This window comes from Streptomyces plumbidurans, assembly GCF_019857225.1.
GTDB lineage: Bacteria > Actinomycetota > Actinomycetes > Streptomycetales > Streptomycetaceae > Streptomyces > Streptomyces plumbidurans.
Genome location: NZ_JAFJSY010000073.1, coordinates 15918 through 38173, shown reverse-complemented (window position 1 = coordinate 38173; position 22256 = coordinate 15918). Strand labels below are relative to the sequence as shown.

Here is a 22256-nt window from a genome sequence, read left to right as displayed (position 1 = left end):
CGCGCGACCGGGAACGGCAAGGGACAGAAGGGGAGCAAGGGTAATGAAGGGCACTGTTGGTGAGCTCGGGGAGTTCGGGCTCATCAGGGAGCTCACCTCCCGTCTCACCACCACCCCGGCGGTCCGGGTCGGCCCCGGCGACGACGCCGCGGTGGTCGCCGCACCCGACCGCAGGGTCGTGGCCAGCACCGACATCCTCCTGGAGGGGCGGCACTTCCGCCGCGACTGGTCGACCGCCTACGACGTAGGCCGGAAGGCGGCCGCGCAGAACCTCGCGGACATCGCCGCCATGGGCGCCGTACCGACCGCGCTGCTGCTCGGCCTGGTCGTGCCGGCCGAACTCCCGGTCACCTGGCCGAGCGAGCTGATGGACGGGCTGCGCGACGAGTGCCAGGTCGCGGGCGCCTCGGTGGTCGGCGGAGACGTCGTACGGGGCGACACGATCACGGTGTCGATCACCGCGCTCGGCGATCTGCGCAACCAGGAGCCGATCACCCGGGGCGGCGCCCAGCCCGGCGACCGCGTCGCCGTCACCGGCTGGCTGGGCTGGTCGGCCGCCGGATACGCCGTGCTCTCGCGCGGTTTCCGCTCGCCGCGCGCCTTCGTGGAGGCGCATCGCCGCCCCGAACCGCCGTACCACGCGGGTCCGGCCGCCGCGGGGCTCGGCGCGACCGCGATGTGCGACGTCAGCGACGGACTCATCGCCGACCTCGGGCACATCGCCGAGGCCAGCAAGGTCCGTATCGACATCCGCTCCGGCGCCATCGACATCCCCTCGCAGATGAACGACATCGGGCAGGCCGTCGGCGTCGACCCGATGCAGTGGGTGCTGACCGGGGGAGAGGACCACGCGATCGTGGCGACCTTCCCGCCGGACGTGAAGCTGCCCGCCCGCTGGAAGGTGATCGGCGAGGTGCTCAACCCCTCGGCGCTGCCCCAGGTGACGGTCGACGGGGCGCCGTGGACCAGCAAGGGCGGCTGGGACCACTTCGGCGGGGACATCGAGTCATGAGCGCGCCGCCCCGGGTGCTGACCGTCGCGGGCTCCGACTCCGGCGGAGGGGCGGGAATCCAGGCCGACCTGAAGACGATGCTGGCGCTCGGCGTGCACGGCATGAGCGTCGTCACGGCCGTCACGGCGCAGAACTCGCTGGGCGTGCAAGGGGCTTGGGAGCTGCCGGTGGCGGCGGTGCGGGCGCAGTACCGCAGCGTCGTCGACGACATCGGTGTGCGGGCGGTCAAGACCGGGATGCTCTCCTCGGCCGAACTCGTCGAGGTGGTGGCCGAGTTGATCGGCGCGACGGACGCTCCGGCGGTCGTCGACCCGGTGGGCGTCTCCAAGCACGGCGACCCGCTGCTGGCGGCCTCCGCCCTGGACTCCGTACGGACGAAGCTGCTGCCCCGCGCCACCGTCGCGACGCCGAACCTCGACGAGGTGGCCCAACTCACCGGCGTACGGGTCGAGTCGGAGCAGGACCTGCGCGAGGCGGCGGCAGCCGTGCTGGCGTACGGACCGAGGTGGGTGCTCGTCAAGGGCGGCCATCTCAGCGGTGAGGCCGTCGACCTGCTCACCGACGGCGCCGAGGAGCACTGGCTGCGCGCTCCCCGCCTCGACAACCGGCACACGCACGGCACGGGCTGCACCCTCGCGTCGGCGATCGCGTCGCAGCTCGCGAAGGGGCAGTCCGTGCCGGAGGCGGTGGCGACGGCCAAGAGTTACGTCACCGGGGCGATCGCGGCCGGGTTCGCGCTCGGCGGCGGGATCGGGCCCGTGGACCACGGCTGGGCGCTCAGGACCGGGCCGGGGACGTCAGGGCCGGGTACTCCCGCAGCCTGATGTCCGTGGCCGCCTTCTCGGTCATCCGCTTGAAGAACCGGGCCAGCGGGCGCGAGGCCAGGATGCGGTACATCCGGTCCCGCATGCGGATGCGCCGCTCGGTCGGCGGGGCGAAGAACGGGCCCGCGTTCCCGGAGATCTTCTGGCAGCCCTTGGCGAAGTCCCGGATGCGCGTCTCGTACTCGGCGAAGGCGGTACGGAAGTCCCCGCCCGCCAGGGCGAGTTCACCGGCGAGGACATAGGCGCCGACGACGGCCACACCCGTCCCCATGCCGCCCATGGTCGCCCCGTACCCGGCGTCCCCGAGCAGCACCACCCGTCCCTTGGTGAGGCGGTCGACGTGGATCTGGGCGATCGCGTCGAAGTAGAGGTCGTCGGCCTCTTCGAGGGCCTTCAGAACGGCGGGCGCCTCCCAGCCCATTCCGGCGAAGCGTTCCCGGAGGATCTCCTTCACCGCCGCGACGTCCCTGCGGTCGTACGACAACTCCTCGGACCGGAAGACCAGCAGCGCGCCCGCGCGGTCGGGATCGCCGTCGTAGTTGCCGATGACGAACGCGCGGCCGGGCTCGCTGTAGACGCGGCCCGTGCGGTCCAGGCCCAGGTGGTTGGGTACGTCGAAGCCGGCCACGTAGTGGTCGAAGAAGCGCAGGTAGCGCGACTCGTCGCCGAAGACGAGGCGGCGGGTGTTCGAGTGCAGCCCGTCGGCGCCGACGACCAGGTCGAAGCGGCGGGGAGCGCCCTTGTCGAAGGTGACGTCGACGCCGTCGGCGTCCTCGGTGAGGGAGGCGATCGAATCGCCGAAGACGTACTCGACGTCGTCCCTGGTGCGCTCGTACATGATCCGCGCGAGATCGCCGCGGAAGATCTCCACGTCGCCGCTCATCATGTCGGCGGGCAGGTCGATGCGCGGGCTGCCGTCGGCGTCGACGACGGTCTGGCGGCCCATATGGGTCTGGCGGGCATGGATCTCGTCCCAGATGCCCATGGACGTCAGGACCGTGCGATGGACATGCCCACGGAAGTCGACCGCGAAGCCACCGCCGCGCAGCCCGTCCGCCTTCTCGACAACGGTGACACGGGCTCCGAGCCGGGCGAGGTTCAGGGCGAGCGCGGGGCCGGCGACACTGGCGCCGGAGATCAGGACGGTGAGGTGGGCGAGGTCGTGCGTCTTGTTCGTCATGTACGGCAGCGTGGGGGGCGCCGCTTACCGCTTTCCTACCGCCCGCTGACCGCCGCTGACCGCAGCTTTCGGCCCTGTTCGAAGGCCTGGGCGAAGGCTTCGGGGGAGAGTTCCGCGCGTGCCTTCGCCTCGACGGGTGCGACGTCGGGGTCGCCCTCGATGCGGCCGCCCCGTAGGCCCGTCGCCGCGCCCAGCAGTACCGCGGTCTGCTCGGCGGAGTCGGCGGTGGAGGCCAGTGCCTCGGCGGTGTCGGCCAGTTCCAGGTCGCCCGGCCCCTCCACGGCCAGCTCGGCGGCCTGCCGGAAGCAGTCGAGGGCCTCCTCGGTGTCCCCCTCGGCTGCGGCCGTACGGCCGAGCCCGATGAGGCTGCGGACGGTCTCGCCCACGCTGAACCAGTTGGCGGCACACTCCTGAAGGGCGTTCTCGTAGTGCACGCGCGCGCGTGCCGTGTCCCCGGACAGCCGGGCCGCGTCACCGAGACCACGCCGGGCGGCCGCCGCCTTGTCGGGGAGCCCGGCGCCCCGCGCGAGCGTGACCGCCTGTTCGAAGTGGGCCACCGCGGCCGCCGTGTCGCCCCTGTGCATCAGCACGGTGGCCCGGGTGCGCAGCAGATCGGCGGTCTCCTCCGGCGCGGCCAGCTCCCGCACGTACGCCAGTCCCTCGTCGAGCAGTTCCAGGGCGCGCTCGGAGTCACCGCGCGCGTGGGCGAACATTCCGAGCGGGTCGAGGCAGTTGGCCTCGCCCCAGCGGTCACCGGTGGCCCGGAATCCCGCCAGCGCCCGGGTGAAGTGCTCCTCGGCCTCTGCCGGCCGGCCCTCGAACTGCGTCCTGAAGCCGAGGCCCACGTCGAGCAGGGCGCGCGCCCACTGGGAGTCGCCGGCCAGCGCGAGAGCGTGCTCCTCCGTGGCGGGCCACGGACCGGTCGCGACCGACCACATCACGAGGATGTACGGCAGCCGCAACGGCCCCCGGAACGCGCACAGCACGCCCTCCGCGCGCGCGACGAGCCCGGGTTCGTCGCCCGTCCCGGAGAGCGCGTTGATGACGCACAGGACGTACTCCTCCTCCAGCCCGGGCGGCGGCGCGTCTCCTGCGGCGGCCAGCAACTCCCGTGCCGTCGCCACCCGTTCACCGTGCACCCCGCGCAGCCGCCAGAACCAGGACAGGGGCGCCATGAGGCGCAGGGCCCGGCCGGTGTCGCGGTGCATCAGATGGCGGAGGGCCGCGTCCAGATTGCCCTGCTCGGCAGCCAGCCGTTCGAGCCAGGCCAACTGCCCACCGCCCCGCAACTGCGGCTCGGCCTCCTCGGCGAGGCGGAGGAAGTAGGAGGCGTGGGCGTTCCTGATGTGTTCCGCGTCCCTCGCGCTCTCCGCGCCCTCCGCACGCTCTGCGTCCTCCGCCGCGAAGGCCCTGATCGTCTCCAGCATCCGGTAGCGCCCCTCGGACACCTCCAGGAACGACTTCTCGACCAGGGAGGCCAGCACGTCCTCCGGGTACGGCAGTTCGCACACCGCCTCGACCGCTTCCAGGGTCGCGCCCCCGGAGAACACCGTCAGCCGCCGGGCCAGCTCCCGCTCCTCCTCGTCCAGCAGGTCCCAGCTCCACTCCACGACCGCGCGCAGGGTGCGGTGCCGCGGTGTCTTGGAGCGGTCGCCGCGCGACAGCAGCCGGAACCGGTCGTCCAGGCGGTCCGCCAACTCGTCCGGGGTCAGGGTGCGCAGCCGGGCCGCGGCCAGTTCGATGGCGAGCGGGAGCCCGTCGAGGGCGGCACAGATGCCCGGCACGCGCGCGTGGCCCTCGAACCCGGGGCGTACGGCGCGGGCGCGGTCGAGGAAGAGCCGCTCCGCCGGTTCCGGTGGCAGCGGCGGCACGGGCACCAGCACCTCGCCGGTGATCTGGAGGGACTCCCGGCTGGTGGCGAGGACGCGCACACCGGGGCAGGTGCCGAGCAGCAGCGAGGCGGTTCTGGCGGCCGCCTCCACCAGGTGCTCGCAGTTGTCGAGGACGAGCAGCAGCTCGCGGTCCTCCAGGGCGGCCAGCAGCCGGTCCGTGCTGTCGGTCGCGGGCGTACGCAGACCCTCACGCACACCGAGGGCGGTCAGGACGGCGTACGGGACCTGCGTGCCGTCGGAGAGCGGGGCCAGCTCGACGAAACAGACACCGGTGTGCTGCCCGGCCGCCTCGATCGCCAGCCGGGTCTTGCCCGCGCCGCCCGGCCCGGTGAGCGTGACCAGGCGGGCGCCGTCCGCCAGCAGGGAGGCGATGCGGGCCAGTTCGCTCTCCCGGCCGACGAAGCGGGTCAGCTGGACGGGGAGGCGCTGCCGTTCGGGTCCGCCGCCCCGGAGCAGCTCCAGGTGCAGCGCGGCCAGTTCGGGCGAGGGGTCGGCGCCCAGTTCGTCCGCGAGTGTGCGCCGGGCCTGCTCGTACGCCCTGAGTGCCTCGGCGGGTCGCCCGCTCGCGTGCAGGGCCCGCATCAGCTGCCCGTACAGCCGCTCGCTCAGCGGGTGGTCCGCGAGCAGCGACCGCAGTTCGGGTACGAGTTCGGGGCCGCCGCCGAGCGCCAGGTCCGCCTCGATCCGGTCCGCCGCGGCGGCCAGCCTGAGCTCGTCGAGCCGTGTGGTGTCGGAGTGCGCGTCCGGGAGGTCGGGCAGGGCCGGGCCGCGCCACAGGGCGAGCGCATCCCGCAGCAGGGTCGCCGCGCGCGCGTGGTCGCCGGCGGCGAGAGCGGCCCGGCCCTCCCGCGTCAGGTGCTCGAAACGGTGCGCGTCCACGGAGTCGGGCGGGGCGGCGAGGCGATAGCCGGCGGCGACCGCCTCGATGTCCGTGTGCGGGGCCAGCCGCCTGCGCAGGCGCGAGATCTGCGACTGAAGGGCGTTGGCGGCACCGGCGGGCGCCTCGGCGCCGTACAGACCCTCGGTCAGCCGCTGGGTGGACACCGGGTGGCCGGCGTCGAGGAGCAGCAGCGAGAGCAGCGCACGGGGGCGGGGTCCGCCGGGGTCCAGTGGGGTGCCGTCGTCGGTGCGTACGTCCAGGGGACCCAGGATGCCGAAGCGCATGGGTACAGCTTCTCAGCGTCCCGGTGCGGCGTTCTCAGGGCAGCAAAAAGCCGGTCCACACGAGGTGGACCGGCTCATTGCGGCGAACCAGCAGTGGCCGCGCGCTCAGCTGTGGGCGTCAGCGCGAGACCTTGCCGGCCTTGATGCACGAGGTGCAGGCGTTCACGCGCTTCGGCGTCCCGCCGACCACAGTACGAACGCGCTGGATGTTCGGGTTCCAGCGGCGCGGCGTACGGCGGTGCGAGTGCGAGATGTTGTTGCCGAAGCCCGGGCCCTTGCCGCAGACGTCGCAGTTGGCAGCCACGGGTCACTCCAAAGACTTCAGATGCACTTACGGTTGGTTCCCGGCATGCCGGGATCGTGATCGCAGGATCAGAGATCTGAGTGGCGGTGCCAGGTGGCGAGCCCGATCGGTGTCGGGCAACCGGAGCAGCATACAACGACTGCGCCAGTACAACGAAACTACCATGGCTGCTCAGGGCCCCGCTCCGGCCCTCCTACGGCCGAGGGCCCCCCGGGGTCTACGCTGCGTCCAGGCCGGCAGCTCAAGGAGGCGCAGGTGGCGCAGGTGCCGCAGACATTCTTCGATGCTCTGGCGGTGCGCACCTGGTGCGGCCTCGCGCTGGAGACGCTGGGACGCGCGCGCGAGGAGATCGACGCGATCAACGTCTACCCCGTGGCCGACGGGGACACGGGCACCAATCTCTATCTGACCGTGGAGTCCGCCGTGGCGGCCGTGGAGGCCGTCTTCGCAGCTCATGAGGTGGGATCCGGCGCCCCTGGGAAGCCGACGCTGGCCGATGCGGCGGGCGCGATGGCGCACGGCGCGCTGATAGGCGCCCAGGGGAACTCCGGGACGATCGTTGCCCAGCTGCTGCGCGGCATGGCGCAGGTGCTCACCGCCGACGGTGAGACGCCTCACACCGACGGCTCCGGCCTCCGGACCGCCCTGCGGCACGCGGCCGACTCCGCCCGCCAGGCCGTCGCACACCCCGTCGAGGGAACGGTCCTGACGGTCGCCTCGGCCGCCGCGGACGCGGCCGAGGGCGCCGAGGGCGACTGCGGGGCGGTGGCACGGGCGGCCTACGAAGGAGCACGCGCCGCACTGGCCGCGACCCCGGGACAGCTGGCCGTGCTCGGCCGCGCCGGGGTGGTGGACGCCGGGGGACGGGGCCTGGTGGCGGTGCTCGCGGCACTGGTGGAGACGTTCACCGGTCAGGCGCCGGGGCCGGTCGCGAGCTCCGGGGAGCAGGCGTACGTGCCGCCGGGCACTGACGCGGACGTGGATGCCGACGTACATGTAGACACGGATACCGGTACGGCCGATCACGCCCCCGCCGGTGAGGACTGCTCCGTACCCCGGGCGGACGGCCCCGCCTTCGAGGTGATCTACCTCCTGGAGGCGGACGACGCGTCCGTGCGGCGGCTGCGGTCCCGTCTCGACGCCCTCGGGGACTCGCTGGTCGTGGTCGGCGGCGACGGCCTGTGGAACGTGCATGTGCACGTGGACGACGCGGGCGCCGCGGTGGAGGCGGGCGTCGAGGCCGGGCGGCCGTACCGCATCCGGATCACCCACTTCGGGCTCGGCGACGTGCACACCACCGGTGGCGGGCGGCCGCCGCGTGAGCGGGTGCAGCGGGCCGTGGTCGCCGTCGTGCCAGGGGAGGGGCTGGCCGGGCTGTACTCCGAGGCCGGTGCGACCGCCGTGCTCGCCCGCCCGGGGGAGCGGCCCGCCAGCGGCGAGCTCGTCGACGCCGTACGGCGGGCGCACGCGCACGAGGTCGTACTGCTGCCCAACGACGCCGACCTGCGGCACACCGCTGCCGCGGCGGCCGAGCAGGCCCGCACCGAGGGCATCCGCGTGGCCCTCATCCCCACCCGCTCCGCGGTCCAGGGGATCGCGGCGCTGGCCGTGCACGAGCCGGAGCGCCGCTTCGACGAGGACGTCGTGTCGATGACCTCGGCGGCGGGCGCCACCCGGTACGCCGAGGTCGTCGTCGCCGAGCGCGAGTCCTGGACCATGGCGGGCATCTGCCAGGCCGGCGACGTCCTCGGCCTCGTCGAGGGCGACGTGGCCGTGATCGGCTCCGACGTCACCACCACCGCCGAAAGCGTCCTCGACCGCATGCTCCAGGCCGGCGGCGAACTGGTCACCCTCGTCCTGGGCGACGACGCCCCCCAGTCCGTGGCCGACCACCTGGAAGCCCGCGTACGCGAGTCGTACCTCGCCGTCGACACAGTGGTGTACCGGGGCGGCCGCCAGGGCGCCTTGCTGCTGATCGGGGTCGAGTAGCGCCGCGTCGGGCCCAACCGCCGACGCGCCGCGGCCCCGCCACCCCCATCGCCCCGCCCCCTACCCCTGCACCACCCGCAACACCTGCTCAGCCTCCTTCAGCCGTCCCTGGGCCGTCTCGTCCTCCGTAGCCGACTCGTCGTACGCCGCGAGGACCGCACGCGCGCGTGCGGTCGCTTGGGTGGGGCGGCTGAGGTCGGCTTCCAGCCAGGCTGCGGCCAGTTCGGCGGCGGTGCGGTGGTGCAGGGCGTTGTCGCCGAGGGACGTGAAGACCGTGATCGCCTCGGTGACGTGGGTGAGGGCGGCCTCGAGTGTGGTCCGGATCGCGTCGTCGTCGGCGTCCTCGGCGGCGGAGCGGGCGAGCAGGTCGCCGAACTGGCGGTGGGTGTGGCCGAGTTCGGCGACCAGGCGCTCGCGGGCCTCCTCGGCGGAGCCGTCCGCGTCGAGTGCCGACTCGCACTCCCGGACCGCCCGCGCCATCAACTCCCGTGCCGCGCCCGCCCCGTCCTCCTCGCGGAGCGCCAACCACGCGCGTGCGCGCAGCGAACGCACCAGGCCGTGGACGTCGCCGAGCGAGCGCCACAGCTCGCCCGCGCGTGCGTACGCCCGGTCGGCGTCGGCGGACAGCCCGGCCGCCCCGAGGGACTCGGCGGCGAGATGCGCGAGCGTGGCATGGTCGCGCTGCTCGGGCCAGTGGCGGGCGATCTCGGCGGCCTGCAACCGCCGTTCGGCCGCCGCCCGGTGCTCGCCCAGCTCGCTCAGGCAGTCGCCGAGCCACCACTGCGTCTGTACGACCACCCCGTCGCCGTGCGTCTCCTCGCTCAGGTCCGGCAGCGCCGACTCCAGCACCTCCGCGGCCTCGGCGAACCGCCCCTGCCGCAGCAGGAACCCGCCCAGCTGATGCCGCGCCCAGGCCCCGAACGTCGGCCCCTCGCCCGCCTCGTCGGCCCAGTGCGCCGACTCCAGGGCGTGCTCGGCGGCCTCCACTGCCAGCCCGCGCCCACCCAGCACCTCGGCGAGCTGGAGGTGCAGCTGGGCCCGCCCGACCGCCTCCAGATGCGCTCCGCCGTGCTCCAGGGCCGCCCGCAGCGCCCGCTCCGCCCCCGCGGCGTCGCCCAGGTGGTGCGACAGGCCGGCCAGTCGTGCCTCGTACTCCACCGCGAACCACGGCAGCCCCGCCTCGACGAAGGCGGCCGAGGCCCGCCCGAACAGTTCCACGGCCTTCTCCAGGTCGCCCCGGCGCACCGCCAGCTCCGCGAGCATGGCCTGCGCCTCGGCGTACCGCGACGCGATCCGCACGTCGTCCCCGGCATGCCCGCCGACCAGCGCGAGCAGCTCGCGCACGGCGGACTCGGCCGCCCCGAGAACCGTTTCGTCAGGCGCCCCGCCCGGCGTCCCGTCCGCTGTCTCCCCGGCGTCCAGCACCCGCCGCATCAGCACCCGCGCCCGCCCCACCAGCACGGACGCCGTCTGCCGTACGCCCGTGGCGTCCTCGGCGTAGAGCGCCAGAATCCGGTCGTACGGCTCGGCGACCGCGGCCAGCGCCTCGTCCACGCGGCCCGTCAGCGCGCGTACGTACGCGGCACGCGTGCGTGCCGCCAGTGCCTCCCCCGGGTCGCCCGCCTCCTCGTACAGCGCGGCCGCCCGCTCGAAGAGCTCGGCGCCCTCGGGCCCCCGGTCCATCGCCTCGTGGTCGGCGATCTCCGCACGGTCGCGGGCGTCCAGCTCGACGTCCGCCGCCGCGCGCGAGACCGCCGCCCAGGCCTCCATCGCGTTCGGCTGCAGGGTGTCCGACATCCGGCGTGCCTCGGCCAGCAGGGCCGCGAGGTCCGGCTCCTGCCCGGGTGCCGCGGCGGGTGCCGCGGGCGCGGGGGCCCGGTGCGCGGTGACGGGATGCGCCGTACGCACGCCGAGCGGCAGCCGTTCCACCAGTTGGGGCTGCGCCATGCGCGCGCGTGCCCGTTCGCTCACGTGCGAGGTGCCGTTGCGCTCGTCGAAACGCCCGGCCAGGGCGAGCGCCTCCGCACGCGCGTGCGCGGCGAGTTCACGCGCCGTCCACGTCCGGCCGGCCGGACCCGGCACCTGCCGGTCGCCCAGCCCCGCTGCCTCCAGACGCTCCATGAGCAGCGCCACCACGCTCAAAAAGTCCAGCCTGCTGCGCGGGTGCCCGGTGTCGGTGAAGTACGCCGGCCGCTCCGCGAGCAGCTCCAGGCCGCGTGCCTCATTGCCGCTCAGGGCGCAGAACTCCACGTGGTCGGCGTAGGCGCTCCGCATGCTCTCCATGCCCCGCACCAGCCGGAAGCCGCGCAGATGGTGCGCGCGTGCCTCGTCCGTGCGGCCCAGCCGCAGCAGCGGCGCCAGGGAGGACGCGAGGACGGCGTGCGGCTCGTGGGCGCAGGTGAACTCCCCGCCCAGCACCGGCGCCCACAGCGCCAGCGCCTCGGCGTCGCGCCCCTGCTCCGCCTGCCACCAGCCCTGCTCGTGCAGCTCGCACGCATGGCAGTCGGCCATGCTGTCGCGGTCGGCGGCCAGCCACGCGGCGTACGCCCGCTCCGCGCGCGGGACGTCCCCGAGGTGTGCGGCCACGCTGAACTCGGCGTTGCGCACGGCCCGTTCGGAGTGCCCGGCGAGACGGTAGCGGTGCTCCATCTCGCCGAGCCACTTCTCGATCGAGGCGAGCGGGATGTGCGGCTGCTGGATCATGCCGGACGACATCCACTTGAAGACCCAGTGCAGCGTGTGCACCTCGTACTCGTCGAAGTCCTCGGGCCGTTCGTCCCACATGCGCAGCAGGCGCGCGAAGGGGACGAACATCTTGTCCTTCTCGGAGCTGTAGTTGTAGACCTTCAGCTGGTGCCCGAGCGCCTCGATCACGGCGAGCGGTATGCCCAGTTTCTCGGCCTCGGCGAGCAGTTGCTCCGCGCGCGCGTTGCGCGCCGGGCCCTCCGGCTGTTCGCCGTTCTCCGCCATCGCCCGGCGCAGGGAGTCGAAGTCGGTGATCCCGCTCATCAGAAACCGCCCCCCGAGGAGTCGCCGGTCGCACCGGAGTCGTCCGTCGTATCGGAGTCGCCCGTCGTATCGGATGCGCCATGGGTGGCCCATTCCAGCAGGCCGATGAACGCGCGGTTCAGCAGCGCCGTGTCCGCCGGCCGCAGCGGGCGCTGCGCCATCAGCAGCGCCTGCCCGTAGAGGGACTCCGTGGCCGTGCCGATCAGTTCCGCGTCGCGCAGCGAACTGATCCTGCGGATCAGCGGGTTGAGATGGTTGAGCACCAGACGCGCGCGGGGCGCACCGCCGCGCAGCGAGCCCAGGATCCCGGCCCACAGGTCGTCCGCCTGTGCCTCGGCCTCGGCGCGGGCCTGCTCGTGCCGGGCGGCCCGGTCGTCGAGGTGCAGGGCGGGGACGGAGAGCGGGTGGAAGGACCTCAGTGCAATGTCACATTGCAGAGCGTCCAGCCGGGCCCGCGCGACCGCCAGGAACTCCGACAGCGCCAGCTCCTCCGCCGGATCCACCGCGTCCAGATGCGCCGTCACGGTGTCCGCGTCCAGCTCGGCGACCACCGTCCCGGGCCGCACCGACGGCAGCGCCTCGACCAGCTCGCTGTCGTACGTGTAGCCGCCGTTGACCACCCCGACGCCCTGCGCGGAGGCGATCGGCGCGACCTGCCGGTACTCCTCGACGGTCCGCGTGAAGTGCACCACCGGGTGCCGCTGGGCGAACTCCTCCAGGGACAGCCGCCCGTCGGTCGTCTCGAAGGGCAGCCACGGCAGCATCGTGCGCAGCATCTCCCGGTCGTGCCGCGCCAGGGACTTCACCCCCAGGTGGTGCACGGACAGGAAGGCCGCGAGCCGCTCCGGATCACCGGCCGCGAGCCCGGTCAGCCAGGACCGGATCCGCTCGCCCAGCGCCTCCCGCACGGCCGCCAGCGTCTCGTCCTCGTACAGCGACTCGCGCGAGGCCGTGGGCCGCAGGCTGTCCGTGTCCAGGACGCAGCGCACGAAGAACGCCCAGTCGGGCAGCAGCTGTTCGGCCCGCTCGGTCAGCAGCATGCCCTTGAGGTGCACACGGTGCGTCGCCCGCTGTGCCGGGCTGACCGCCGACGGCAGCACGTACGCCACCCCGCGGATCCCGGCCAGCGGCACGTCCAGCTCGATCGAGTCCAGCGGCGTGAAGCCGAACAGGTCGTGGCAGTGCCGGGCCAGGGCCACCCGCCGGGTGGCGGGGGAGGGGTACGGGCGGTCCCAGGGCGCCGGCAGATCGGTGACCGCCTCGTCGCCGACCCGGACGTCGTACGGCAGCAGTGAGCCGAAGTCCCGTGCCAGCGTGAGCACTCGCTCGGGCGTGAGCCACTCGCCCGCGCCCGCCCGCGCCGTCAGATGCACGGTGGTGCCCGGTTCGGGCCGCGCGTCGTGCGGCAGCGTCCGCACCGTGTACGAACCGTCGTCGCTCGCCGTCCACTCGACGGGCGCCGCGTCCGGCGTACGGGCGCTGCGGCTGACCACCCGGATCCGCTCGGCGACCACGAAGCAGGCCAACAGGCCGATGCCGAACTGCCCGAGGAAGTCGGAGCGGACCTCCTGGATCCCGGCGGCGGTCGGGTCGGCCCGCTTGGAGCTGCGCCCGATGGTGGCCAGCAGGCTGTGCACATCGGCCTCGGTGAGGCCCACGCCCGTGTCCTCGACCCGCAGGGCGGCGCCGTCCTGGGAGTCCACGTGCAGCCGCACCCGCGCGGGGGCGTCGGGCTGCTCCGCACGGCGGGCCGTGATGGCGTCCACGGCGTTCTGCAGCAACTCCCGCAGATAGACCCGGGGACTGGAGTAGAGGTGATGGGAGAGCAGGTCCACCAGGCCGCGCAGATCGACCTGGAAGGTGTGAGGTGACTGGGACGGCTGGGATGACTGTGAGGTCTGGAAGTCCATCGTCGCAGCGCCGGTGGGGGGACGTAGCACGGCGCGGGGTCGGGCGGTCCCAGGTGGGGCGGTGACCGCGGGCATGGCCGGAGCGCGCCATCCTACGGCCGGAACCAGCCGTCTGACCAGGGGTTTCCCGGGACGTATACGGCAATGTCAGTGGCGTGGTGTGCAATGGATCTCGTGCCCGCACTGCAAGAACCACTGCAACAGCCGCTGAAGTCGGTGCTCGGCCCCGCCACCGCGAAGGTGATGGCCGAGCACCTCGGCCTGCACACCGTCGGCGACCTCCTGCACCACTACCCGCGCAGATACGAGGAGCGCGGCCAGCTCACCCACCTCGCCGACCTCCCCATGGACGAGCACGTCACGGTGGTCGCGATGGTCGCCGACGCCCGGCTGCACACCTTCGCCTCGGCCAGGGCCCCCCGCGGCAAGGGCCAGCGGCTGGAGGTCACGATCACCGACGGCAGCGGCCGGCTCCAACTGGTCTTCTTCGGCAACGGCGTTCACAAACCCCACAAGGAACTCCTGCCGGGCACCCGCGCGATGTTCGCGGGCAAGGTCTCGGTCTTCAACCGCCGCCTGCAACTGGCCCATCCGGCCTACGAACTGCTCCGCGGCGACGACCCCTCCGAATCCGTCGAGACCTGGGCCGGCGCCCTGATCCCGCTGTACCCGGCCACGGCCAAACTGGAGTCCTGGAAGATCGGCAAGGCCGTCCAGACGGTCCTGCCGGCCGCCCAGGACGCGGTGGACCCCCTCCCTCCCGCGCTCCGCGAGGGCCGGGGCCTGGTCACCCTCCCCGAGGCCCTCCTCAAGATCCACCGCCCGCACACCAAGGCGGACATCGAGGACGCCCGCTCCCGCCTGAAGTGGGACGAGGCCTTCGTCCTCCAGGTCGCCCTCGCCCGCCGCCGCCACGCCGACGCCCAACTCCCGGCCGTGGCCCGCAGACCCAAGCCCGACGGCCTGCTCACCGCCTTCGACGACCGCCTCCCCTTCACCCTCACCGAGGGCCAGCAGAAGGTCTCCCGGGAGATCTTCGACGACCTCGCGACGGAACACCCGATGCACCGGCTGCTGCAGGGCGAGGTCGGCTCGGGCAAGGCCCAGCCGCTCGACTCGCTCGTGCTCACACCTGCCGGGTTCCGCCGTATGGGAGACCTGAAGGTGCGGGACGAAGTCGTCGTGCCGGACGGCGAGCTCGCGCTGATCGACGGTGTCTTTCCGCAAGGAGAGCGTGACGTCTGGCGGCTGGTTCTGTCTGACGGGAGCTCGGTCGAGTGCGACGACGAGCATCTGTGGATCGTCGGCACGAGTTGCGGATGGCATCGTGGACAGGCTCCCAAGGTCATGACCACTCGCGAGATCCGCCTGGACACGTTCAAGGCCAACGGGTCCTCGAAGTGGTACCTCCCGGCGGCCACGCCGGTTGATCTCGGGAGCGACTCGGGACTGCCTCTCGATCCGTATCTGTTCGGTCTACTCCTCGGAGACGGCTCATTTCGTCACAACCTGCGCCTTTCCATCATCGACGACGAGATCCGCGACGCTGTGGCAACAACTGTGGCGCCTGAATGTCAACTGGCCCCGGTGAGGGGTTCGCGCTGTGACTTCACGATCCAACTGACGCGGCGAGCCGGAGGCGTCCGCAATCCTGTGATCCAAACTCTGCGGGACTTGAATCTGTGGGGCGTGACTTCGCACGGTAAATTCGTTCCCGACGAGTTCAAGAACACCTCGATCAAGAACCGTCTCGCGCTGTTGCAGGGGCTTCTGGATACCGATGGCACCGTCGACGCCGACGGCTGGAGCATTTCACTCTGCTCAGCCTCGCGCAGGCTCGCGGACGACGTAGCTTGGCTGGTGCGTTCGCTCGGCGGTCGGGCGCGTGTTCTGCCGAAGAAGGCCGCCTTCAACGTCTCGGTGGCGCTGCCTGACGAATACGCCCCCTTCAGGCTCACCCGTAAGGCAGAACGCGTACGCTCGCGGCCCAAATACAACACCTTCCGGCGAGGGATCCGGGCGGTCGAGTATGTGGGGCGAAAGCCTGTCCAGTGCATCAGCGTCGCGCACCCGAGCCATGCCTACATCACCGACAACTTCACGGTGACCCACAACACGATGGTGGCGCTGCGCGCCATGCTCGCCACCGTCGACGCCGGCGGACAGGCCGCCATGCTCGCCCCCACCGAGGTCCTCGCCCAGCAGCACCACCGCTCCGTCGTCGAGATGATGGGCGAGCTTGCAGAGGGCGGCATGCTCGGCGGCTCCGAGCACGCCACCAAGGTCGTGCTGCTCACCGGTTCGATGGGCACCGCCGCGCGCCGCCAGGCGATGCTGGACCTGGCCACCGGCGAGGCCGGCATCGTGATCGGCACCCACGCACTGATCGAGGACAAGGTCCAGTTCCACGACCTCGGACTCGTCGTCGTGGACGAACAGCACCGCTTCGGGGTCGAGCAGCGCGACGCCCTGCGCGGCAAGGGCAAGCAGCCCCCGCACCTCCTGGTCATGACGGCCACCCCCATCCCCCGCACGGTCGCCATGACCGTCTTCGGCGACCTGGAGACCTCCGTCCTCGACCAGCTCCCCGCGGGCCGCTCACCCATCGCCTCCCATGTGGTCCCGGCCGCCGACAAGCCGCACTTCCTCTCCCGCGCCTGGGAGCGCGTGCGCGAGGAGGTGGAGAACGGCCATCAGGCGTACGTCGTCTGCCCCCGCATCGGCGACGACATCGACCAGGCCGACGCGAAGAAGTCCGGCAAGAAGCAGTCCCCGGAGGACGAGGCGGAGAAGCGCCCCCCGCTCGCCGTCCTCGATGTGGCGGCCCAGCTCGCCAAGGGCCCCCTGCAGGGCCTCGCCGTCGAGGTGCTGCACGGCAGGATGCACCCCGACGACAAGGACGCCGTCATGCGCCGCTTCGCCGCCGGCGACACCGACGTCCTGGTCGCGACGACGGTCATCGAGGTCGGCGTCAACGTCCCGAACGCCACGGCGATGGTCGTCATGGACGCCGACCGCTTCGGCGTCTCCCAGCTCCACCAGCTCCGCGGCCGCGTGGGCCGAGGCTCCGCCCCCGGCCTCTGCCTCCTGGTCACCGAGATGCCCGAGGCCACCCCCGCCCGCCAGCGCCTGGGCGCCGTCGCCTCCACCACCGACGGCTTCGAACTCTCCCGCATCGACCTCGAACAACGCCGCGAGGGCGACGTCCTGGGCCAGGCCCAGTCCGGCGCCCGCTCCAGCCTCCGCGTCCTGGCCGTCATCGAGGACGAGGACGTCATCACAGAAGCCCGAGAGGAGGCAGCCCGCCTGGTGGCGCAGGACCCCGACCTGACCTCACTCCCGGGCCTCCGAACAGCTCTGAACGCCCTCTTGGACGACGAAAGAGAGGGGTACCTGGAAAAGGGCTGAGGGGGAGGTGTCTTTAGGGGCGCGGGGCTGTAGTCCATCTGCGGCTACCGCCGCGCGGGCGCGACCAGCCACAATGAACCTGAAGCCGCCCACAATCCAAGGACCCCAGATGACCCGCGTGATCGCCGGCGAAGCCGGCGGACGACGCCTCCAGGTGCCCCCAGGCAACAACACCCGCCCCACCTCGGACCGCGCCCGAGAGGCCCTCCTCTCCACCTGGCAGTCCCTCCTAGGCGCCCCCCTGGACGGCGAGCGCGTCCTCGACCTCTACGCCGGCTCCGGCGCAGTCGGCCTGGAAGCCCTCTCACGCGGCGCGAGCCACACCCTCCTGGTCGAGGCGGACGCCCGCGCCGCCCGCACGATCCGGGAGAACGTCAAGAGCCTCGGCCTCCCGGGCGCCGAGGTCAGATCGGGCAAAGCCGAACAGATCATCCAGTCACCGGCGCCGGCGGACCCGTACGACATCGTGTTCCTGGACCCTCCGTACCGTGTCACGGATCACGATCTTCGGGAGATCCTGCTCACACTCCGCTCGGGGGGCTGGCTCGCGCCGGAGGCGATCGTCACCGTGGAGCGCAGCACCCGAGGCGGCGAATTCGGGTGGCCGGACGGCTTCGAGGCCATCCGGTCCCGTCGCTACGGCGAGGGAACGTTTTGGTACGGTCGCGCCGCCTCTACGTGCGAAAACGCACGATGACCGGACCGGAGAGCGAGGGATCACCAGTGCGCCGCGCCGTATGTCCCGGGTCGTTCGACCCGATCACCAACGGACACCTAGACATCATTTCCCGCGCCTCCCGTCTGTACGACGAGGTCTACGTCGCGGTGATGATCAACAAGGCCAAGAAGGGCCTGTTCGAGATCGACGAGCGGATCGAGCTGATCCGCGAGGTCACCGCCGAGTACGAGAACGTGCGGATCGAGGCGTTCCACGGCCTCCTCGTCGACTACTGCAAGCAGCGCGACATCCCCGCCATCGTCAAGGGCCTGCGCGCGGTCAGCGACTTCGACTACGAGCTGCAGATGGCCCAGATGAACAACGGCCTGTCGGGCGTGGAGACGCTGTTCGTGCCGACCAACCCCACCTACAGCTTCCTTTCCTCCTCCCTCGTCAAGGAGGTCGCCACCTGGGGCGGAGACGTTGCGCACCTGGTGCCGCCGGTGGTCCTGGAGGCCCTCAACAAGCGCCTGCGCAAGGACTGATGAGACCGGCGGACCGATGGGGCTACAGTCGTCCCGTCCGTCTCCAACACATCGGTAGAGAGTGGCGAGCACACGGTGGACGTGCAGAAGAAGCTCGACGAGATCGTCGCGGCGGTCTCCAGTGCCCGGGCCATGCCCATGTCGGCCTCGTGCGTGGTCAACCGCGCGGAGCTGCTCGCCCAGTTGGAAGAGGTCCGCGCGGCGCTGCCCGGTTCCCTCGCGCAGGCGCAGGAGCTGATCGGCGACCGTGAGCAGATGGTCGAGCAGGCCCGCCAGGAGGCCGAGCGGATCATCCAGACGGCGCACGCCGAGCGCGGCTCGCTGATCTCCGACACCGAGGTCGCCCGCCGCTCGCAGAACGAGGCCGACCGGATCATCGCCGAGGCCCGCCAGGAGGCCGAGGAGATCCGCGCCGAGGCCGACGACTACGTCGACTCCAAGCTCGCCAACTTCGAGGTCGTCCTCACCAAGACCCTCGGCTCCGTCGGCCGCGGCCGCGAGAAGCTCCTCGGCACCGGCCCGGGCCTCGACGAACAGGGCTACGAGGACGAGGACGCCCCCGAGCGCAGCCACGACCCGGAGACCCTCCGCAAGGACGCCGACGCCTATGTGGACGTCAAGCTCGGCGCCTTCGAGGCGGTCCTCGCCAAGACCCTGGAGGCCGTCGGCCGCGGCCGGCAGAAGCTGCACGGCCGGATCGCCAGCGACGACCTCAGCGCCCTCGCCGACGACGCCACGTCCTTCCAGCACTCCAGCGACGCCGACTACCTGGCCGACCTCACGGCCCTCGCCGAGCAGGACGCCGCGGCCACCGCCCCGGCCGAGCAGCCGCAGCCCGTCCAGCAGCAGGACTACGCACAGGCCCAGCCGGCCTACGGCTACCAGCAGCAGGCCGACCCGTACGCCGGCGCCTACCAGCAGCAGGGCTACGGCCAGCAGGACGTCTACGGCTACCAGCAGGCGGATCCGTACGGATACCAGGGCTACGACCCCCAGCAGGCGGCGTACGACCAGAGCCAGCTGCAGCAGAGCCAGATGCAGCAGGGCCACCAGGTCCCGCAGGGGCACGACGCCTACGCCCTCGACGAGACCAGCCTCTTCGACACGGGCATGATCACGCCCGAGCAGCTGAGGGCGTACGAGCAGGGGCGCGGCCAGTAAGAACCCGCGGATTGGGCCGTGAGCGAAAGGACCGGTATCCTGGCTCTTCGGTCGCGTGCACGTCCGCGATCAGCGCTGCCCACCGGCACCGGAGGGCGGCGTCCCTCTGAGCTCTGAAGATCGAAAGCAGGAATGGCCCCCAACGCTCGCCTCGACCACCGAAACCCCCTCGTGTTCGACACGCACGAGCTGGGACGGCGTCCCGGTGCGCTGCAGCGGCTGTCCCGCACGATCGACGCCCCCAAGGACCTCGGTCTCGTGGGGGTCGTCGGAGTGCCGGAAGGCGCCCCGGTGGAGCTAGACCTCCGTCTCGAGTCGGTCATGGAAGGGGTGCTTGTCACAGGCACCGCCCGTGCACAGGCCGAGGGGGAGTGCGTAAGGTGTCTGGAGCCTCTTCGACTCGACGTCGAAGCGGAATTCCAGGAGATGTTCTCGTACCCTGACGCCGATGACCGGGGCCGCCCCAAGGCGGAGCCGGCCGACGACGCCGAGGAAGACGAGGACAGGCTCTTCATCGAGGACGGCTTGTTCGACCTCGAGCCCGTGCTGCGTGATGCGGTGGTGCTCGCACTGCCGATGCAGCCGGTGTGCCAGGACGACTGCCCAGGTCTGTGCTCCGAGTGCGGAGCCCGGCTGGCGGACGACCCGGACCACCACCACGACGCCGTCGACATCCGTTGGGCGGCACTGCAGGGACTCGCCGGTTCACTCGAAGACGGCGAGAAGGACGAGATGAGCGGCGCTGACGCGGAAGCGGGCGTCGACGAGAAGCAGGAGAAGTAGCCGTGGCTGTTCCGAAGCGGAAGATGTCGCGCAGCAACACGCGCCACCGCCGGTCGCAGTGGAAGGCTGCGGTCCCCACCCTGGTTGCGTGTGAGCGCTGCCACGAGCCCAAGCAGCAGCACATCGCGTGCCCGTCTTGCGGCACTTACAACAAGCGCCAGGTCCTCGAGGTCTGAGCGGCTGGTGAGAGGCATCGTGTCCACTGCCAAGAAGGCGGATGACGCCAAGGCGGATCCACCCGCCAAGAAGAAGGCGGACAACACGGCCTCGTCCCACACGCTTCTGGAAGGGCGGCTCGGGTACAAGCTCGAGTCCGCCCTTCTGGTGCGTGCGCTGACCCACCGTTCGTACGCGTACGAGAACGGCGGTCTGCCGACCAACGAGCGGCTGGAGTTCCTCGGGGACTCCGTGCTCGGCCTCGTGGTCACGGACACGCTGTACACCACCCACCCCGACCTGCCCGAGGGCCAACTGGCCAAGCTGCGGGCCGCGGTGGTCAATTCTCGTGCGCTGGCGGAGGTCGGTCGCGGTCTGGAACTCGGCTCCTTCATCCGGCTCGGCCGGGGCGAAGAGGGCACGGGAGGCCGGGACAAGGCGTCCATCCTCGCCGACACCCTGGAAGCGGTGATCGGCGCGGTCTATCTCGACCAGGGCCTCGATGCGGCCTCCGAACTGGTGCACCGCCTGTTCGACCCGCTGATCGAGAAGTCCTCGAACCTCGGAGCCGGCCTGGACTGGAAGACATCCCTCCAGGAGCTCACCGCGACCGAGGGGCTCGGCGTGCCCGAGTACCTGGTCACGGAGACCGGCCCCGACCACGAGAAGACCTTCACTGCTGCCGCCCGCGTCGGAGGCGTCTCGTACGGCACCGGCACCGGCCGCAGCAAGAAGGAGGCGGAACAGCAGGCCGCCGAGTCCGCCTGGAGGTCCATCCGGGCCGCGGCGGACGAGCGAGCCGAAAAGGCGGCGGCCGAGAAGGCCGCCGAGGACGGTCAAGGTCCGTCGTCCGTCTCCGCCTGACAGGGGTTCTGGCCCGCCGTGGCCCCTGTCCGACGAACAGCGCAACCTGAGCGCCCGCCCCGCCCGGGGCGGGCGCTCGGATCGTCCACAGTCCGGTACGGGAGCCGTCATGCCCGAGTTGCCCGAGGTCGAGGTCGTCCGGCGCGGCCTGGAGCGGTGGGTCGCCCACCGTGTCGTCGCCGACGCCGAGGTGCTGCACCCGCGTGCCGTACGGCGCCATGTGGCCGGTGCCGACGACTTCACGCACCGCCTCAAGGGGCACCGCGTCGGCGTGCCCAGCCGCCGCGGCAAGTATCTGTGGCTGCCCCTGGAGGACACCCACCAGTCGGTCCTGGCCCACCTCGGCATGAGCGGCCAGCTCCTGGTCCAGCCGGATGCGGCCCCCGACGAGAAGCACCTCAGGATCCGCGTCCGCTTCGCCGACGACCTCGCCACGCAGCTGCGCTTCGTCGACCAACGCACCTTCGGCGGACTGTCGTTGCACGACAACACCCCCGAGGGGCTGCCGGACGTCATCGCGCACATCGCCCGCGACCCGCTCGACCCGCTCTTCGACGACGAGGCCTTCCACCAGGCGCTGCGCCGCAAGCGCACCACCGTCAAACGGGCTCTTCTGGACCAGTCGTTGATCAGCGGCGTCGGCAACATCTATGCGGACGAGGCCCTTTGGCGCGCCCGCGTCCACTACGAGCGCCCCACGTCCGGCTTCACACGCCCGCGCACGGCCGAACTCCTCGGCCACGTACGGGACGTGATGAACGAGGCGCTCGCCGTCGGCGGCACCAGCTTCGACAGCCTCTACGTCAACGTCAACGGGGAGTCGGGCTACTTCGACCGGTCGCTGGACGCGTACGGCCGGGAGGGGCTGCCCTGCAAGAGGTGCGGCACGCCGATGCGCCGGCGCCCCTGGATGAACCGCTCCAGCTATTTCTGCCCGAAGTGTCAGCGGGCGCCGCGGACCGCGTCGTAACGCTCGCGGGCGGCGAGGACCTCGTCCATGCGGCCCTCCACCAGACAGACCAGGCTCATCAGCCGTTCGGCGACGTCATGGCCGAGCGGGGTCAGCTCGTAGTCCACGCGGGGCGGGTTCGTCGGCTGCGCCTCGCGGTGCACCAGGCCGTCGCGCTCCAGCGCGTGCAGCGTCTGGGAGAGCATCTTCTCGCTGACACCGTCGACCCGGCGGCGCAGTTCGTTGAAGCGCAGGGTGCGCTCGTGCAGCGCGCACAGGGTCAGCCCGCCCCAGCGGCCCGTGACATGCTCCAGCGTGCCGCGCGAGGGACAGGCCCTGGCGAACACGTCGTACGAGAACTCACGCGCCTGCGTGAACTCCTGCGAGGTCTCCATCCCCCAAGCGTACGCGAACACAGCGCTGCCCAGCAGGCAGCGCTAACCAGGAG

General features: G+C 71.9%; 17 protein-coding genes. 11 read left to right on the top strand and 6 right to left on the bottom strand.

The window, feature by feature from the left end; all coding sequences use genetic code 11:
* The first annotated feature begins 43 nt into the window (after nt 1-43).
* The gene (locus JYK17_RS32715) at nt 44-1012 is read left to right on the top strand and encodes a thiamine-phosphate kinase (RefSeq protein ID WP_108015343.1); all 969 of its coding nucleotides are present in this window, start codon (nt 44-46) and stop codon (nt 1010-1012) included.
* Entirely contained in the window at nt 1009-1836 is an 828-nt protein-coding gene (thiD, locus tag JYK17_RS32710) for a bifunctional hydroxymethylpyrimidine kinase/phosphomethylpyrimidine kinase (protein WP_222811789.1), read from the top strand. Before JYK17_RS32715 ends, thiD begins: the two co-directional genes overlap by 4 nt.
* Here thiD and JYK17_RS32705 read toward each other — a convergent pair.
* The 3 genes from JYK17_RS32705 to rpmB all read right to left on the bottom strand — a co-directional run bounded on the left by JYK17_RS32705 (nt 1790) and on the right by rpmB (nt 6376).
* Nucleotides 1790-3016 carry an FAD-dependent monooxygenase gene (locus JYK17_RS32705; RefSeq protein WP_108015345.1) on the bottom strand — a complete coding sequence of 409 codons (1227 nt, stop codon included), beginning with the start codon at nt 3014-3016 and terminating at the stop codon, nt 1790-1792. The two genes, thiD and JYK17_RS32705, sit on opposite strands and share 47 nt — an antisense overlap.
* Before the next feature lie 35 nt (nt 3017-3051).
* The gene (locus tag JYK17_RS32700) at nt 3052-6072 is read right to left on the bottom strand and encodes an ATP-binding protein (RefSeq protein WP_222811788.1); all 3021 of its coding nucleotides are present in this window, start codon (nt 6070-6072) and stop codon (nt 3052-3054) included.
* Nucleotides 6073-6190: 118 nt separating this feature from the next.
* A complete protein-coding gene (rpmB, locus tag JYK17_RS32695) occupies nt 6191-6376 on the bottom strand; it encodes a 50S ribosomal protein L28 (RefSeq protein WP_004924906.1) in 186 nt (61 codons plus the stop codon).
* A gap of 255 nt (nt 6377-6631) precedes the next feature.
* Between rpmB and JYK17_RS32690 the strand changes: the two genes are divergently transcribed.
* Nucleotides 6632-8365: a DAK2 domain-containing protein gene (locus JYK17_RS32690; RefSeq protein WP_108015347.1), complete on the top strand. Its 1734-nt coding sequence runs from the start codon at nt 6632-6634 to the stop codon at nt 8363-8365.
* A gap of 60 nt (nt 8366-8425) precedes the next feature.
* Here JYK17_RS32690 and JYK17_RS32685 read toward each other — a convergent pair whose 3' ends face one another.
* On the bottom strand, nt 8426-11374 hold the full coding sequence (locus JYK17_RS32685) for a tetratricopeptide repeat protein (protein WP_128801834.1): 2949 nt from the start codon (nt 11372-11374) through the stop codon (nt 8426-8428).
* Nucleotides 11374-13284, bottom strand: coding sequence for an HSP90 family protein (locus JYK17_RS32680; protein WP_108015349.1), 1911 nt, complete (start codon nt 13282-13284; stop codon nt 11374-11376). Before JYK17_RS32680 ends, JYK17_RS32685 begins: the two co-directional genes overlap by 1 nt.
* Before the next feature lie 165 nt (nt 13285-13449).
* On the opposite strand from JYK17_RS32680, the gene JYK17_RS32675 reads away from it, so the two are divergent.
* The 8 genes from JYK17_RS32675 (at nt 13450) to mutM (ending at nt 21829) form a co-directional block, all read left to right on the top strand.
* Nucleotides 13450-16692: a helicase-related protein gene (locus JYK17_RS32675; protein WP_128801833.1), complete on the top strand. Its 3243-nt coding sequence runs from the start codon at nt 13450-13452 to the stop codon at nt 16690-16692.
* A gap of 73 nt (nt 16693-16765) precedes the next feature.
* Nucleotides 16766-17389, top strand: coding sequence for a 16S rRNA (guanine(966)-N(2))-methyltransferase RsmD (rsmD, locus tag JYK17_RS32670; protein ID WP_108015351.1), 624 nt, complete (start codon nt 16766-16768; stop codon nt 17387-17389).
* A gap of 26 nt (nt 17390-17415) precedes the next feature.
* Nucleotides 17416-17895: a pantetheine-phosphate adenylyltransferase gene (gene coaD / locus JYK17_RS32665; protein WP_181362641.1), complete on the top strand. Its 480-nt coding sequence runs from the start codon at nt 17416-17418 to the stop codon at nt 17893-17895.
* A 75-nt stretch (nt 17896-17970) separates the two neighbouring features.
* On the top strand, nt 17971-19056 hold the full coding sequence (locus JYK17_RS32660; protein ID WP_222811787.1) for a DivIVA domain-containing protein: 1086 nt from the start codon (nt 17971-17973) through the stop codon (nt 19054-19056).
* A 132-nt stretch (nt 19057-19188) separates the two neighbouring features.
* Complete coding sequence (locus tag JYK17_RS32655; RefSeq protein ID WP_222811786.1) at nt 19189-19839, top strand: YceD family protein; 651 nt, start codon at nt 19189-19191, stop codon at nt 19837-19839.
* Between the two features lie 2 nt (nt 19840-19841).
* The gene (rpmF, locus tag JYK17_RS32650; protein WP_003951102.1) at nt 19842-20015 is read left to right on the top strand and encodes a 50S ribosomal protein L32; all 174 of its coding nucleotides are present in this window, start codon (nt 19842-19844) and stop codon (nt 20013-20015) included.
* Nucleotides 20016-20022: 7 nt separating this feature from the next.
* Complete coding sequence (rnc, locus tag JYK17_RS32645) at nt 20023-20859, top strand: ribonuclease III (RefSeq protein WP_164932154.1); 837 nt, start codon at nt 20023-20025, stop codon at nt 20857-20859.
* 109 nt (nt 20860-20968) lie between these two features.
* Entirely contained in the window at nt 20969-21829 is an 861-nt protein-coding gene (gene mutM, locus JYK17_RS32640) for a bifunctional DNA-formamidopyrimidine glycosylase/DNA-(apurinic or apyrimidinic site) lyase (protein WP_222811785.1), read from the top strand.
* On the opposite strand, the gene JYK17_RS32635 is transcribed toward mutM, so the two are convergent.
* Nucleotides 21802-22203, bottom strand: coding sequence for a winged helix-turn-helix transcriptional regulator (locus JYK17_RS32635; protein WP_164932153.1), 402 nt, complete (start codon nt 22201-22203; stop codon nt 21802-21804). The genes mutM and JYK17_RS32635 overlap by 28 nt on opposite strands.
* Nucleotides 22204-22256: the final 53 nt, after the last annotated feature.

Bases quoted from the DNA above. Each gene is read 5' to 3' on its own strand.
- JYK17_RS32715 (WP_108015343.1), top strand. From the start codon at position 44: ATGAAGGGCACTGTTGGTGAGCTCGGGGAGTTCGGGCTCATCAGGGAG.
- thiD (WP_222811789.1), top strand. From the start codon at position 1,009: ATGAGCGCGCCGCCCCGGGTGCTGACCGTCGCGGGCTCCGACTCCGGC.
- JYK17_RS32705 (WP_108015345.1), bottom strand. From the start codon at position 3,016: ATGACGAACAAGACGCACGACCTCGCCCACCTCACCGTCCTGATCTCC.
- JYK17_RS32700 (WP_222811788.1), bottom strand. From the start codon at position 6,072: ATGCGCTTCGGCATCCTGGGTCCCCTGGACGTACGCACCGACGACGGC.
- JYK17_RS32685 (WP_128801834.1), bottom strand. From the start codon at position 11,374: ATGAGCGGGATCACCGACTTCGACTCCCTGCGCCGGGCGATGGCGGAG.
- JYK17_RS32680 (WP_108015349.1), bottom strand. From the start codon at position 13,284: ATGGACTTCCAGACCTCACAGTCATCCCAGCCGTCCCAGTCACCTCAC.
- JYK17_RS32675 (WP_128801833.1), top strand. From the start codon at position 13,450: ATGGATCTCGTGCCCGCACTGCAAGAACCACTGCAACAGCCGCTGAAG.
- rsmD (WP_108015351.1), top strand. From the start codon at position 16,766: ATGAACCTGAAGCCGCCCACAATCCAAGGACCCCAGATGACCCGCGTG.
- JYK17_RS32655 (WP_222811786.1), top strand. From the start codon at position 19,189: ATGGCCCCCAACGCTCGCCTCGACCACCGAAACCCCCTCGTGTTCGAC.
- mutM (WP_222811785.1), top strand. From the start codon at position 20,969: ATGCCCGAGTTGCCCGAGGTCGAGGTCGTCCGGCGCGGCCTGGAGCGG.
- JYK17_RS32635 (WP_164932153.1), bottom strand. From the start codon at position 22,203: ATGGAGACCTCGCAGGAGTTCACGCAGGCGCGTGAGTTCTCGTACGAC.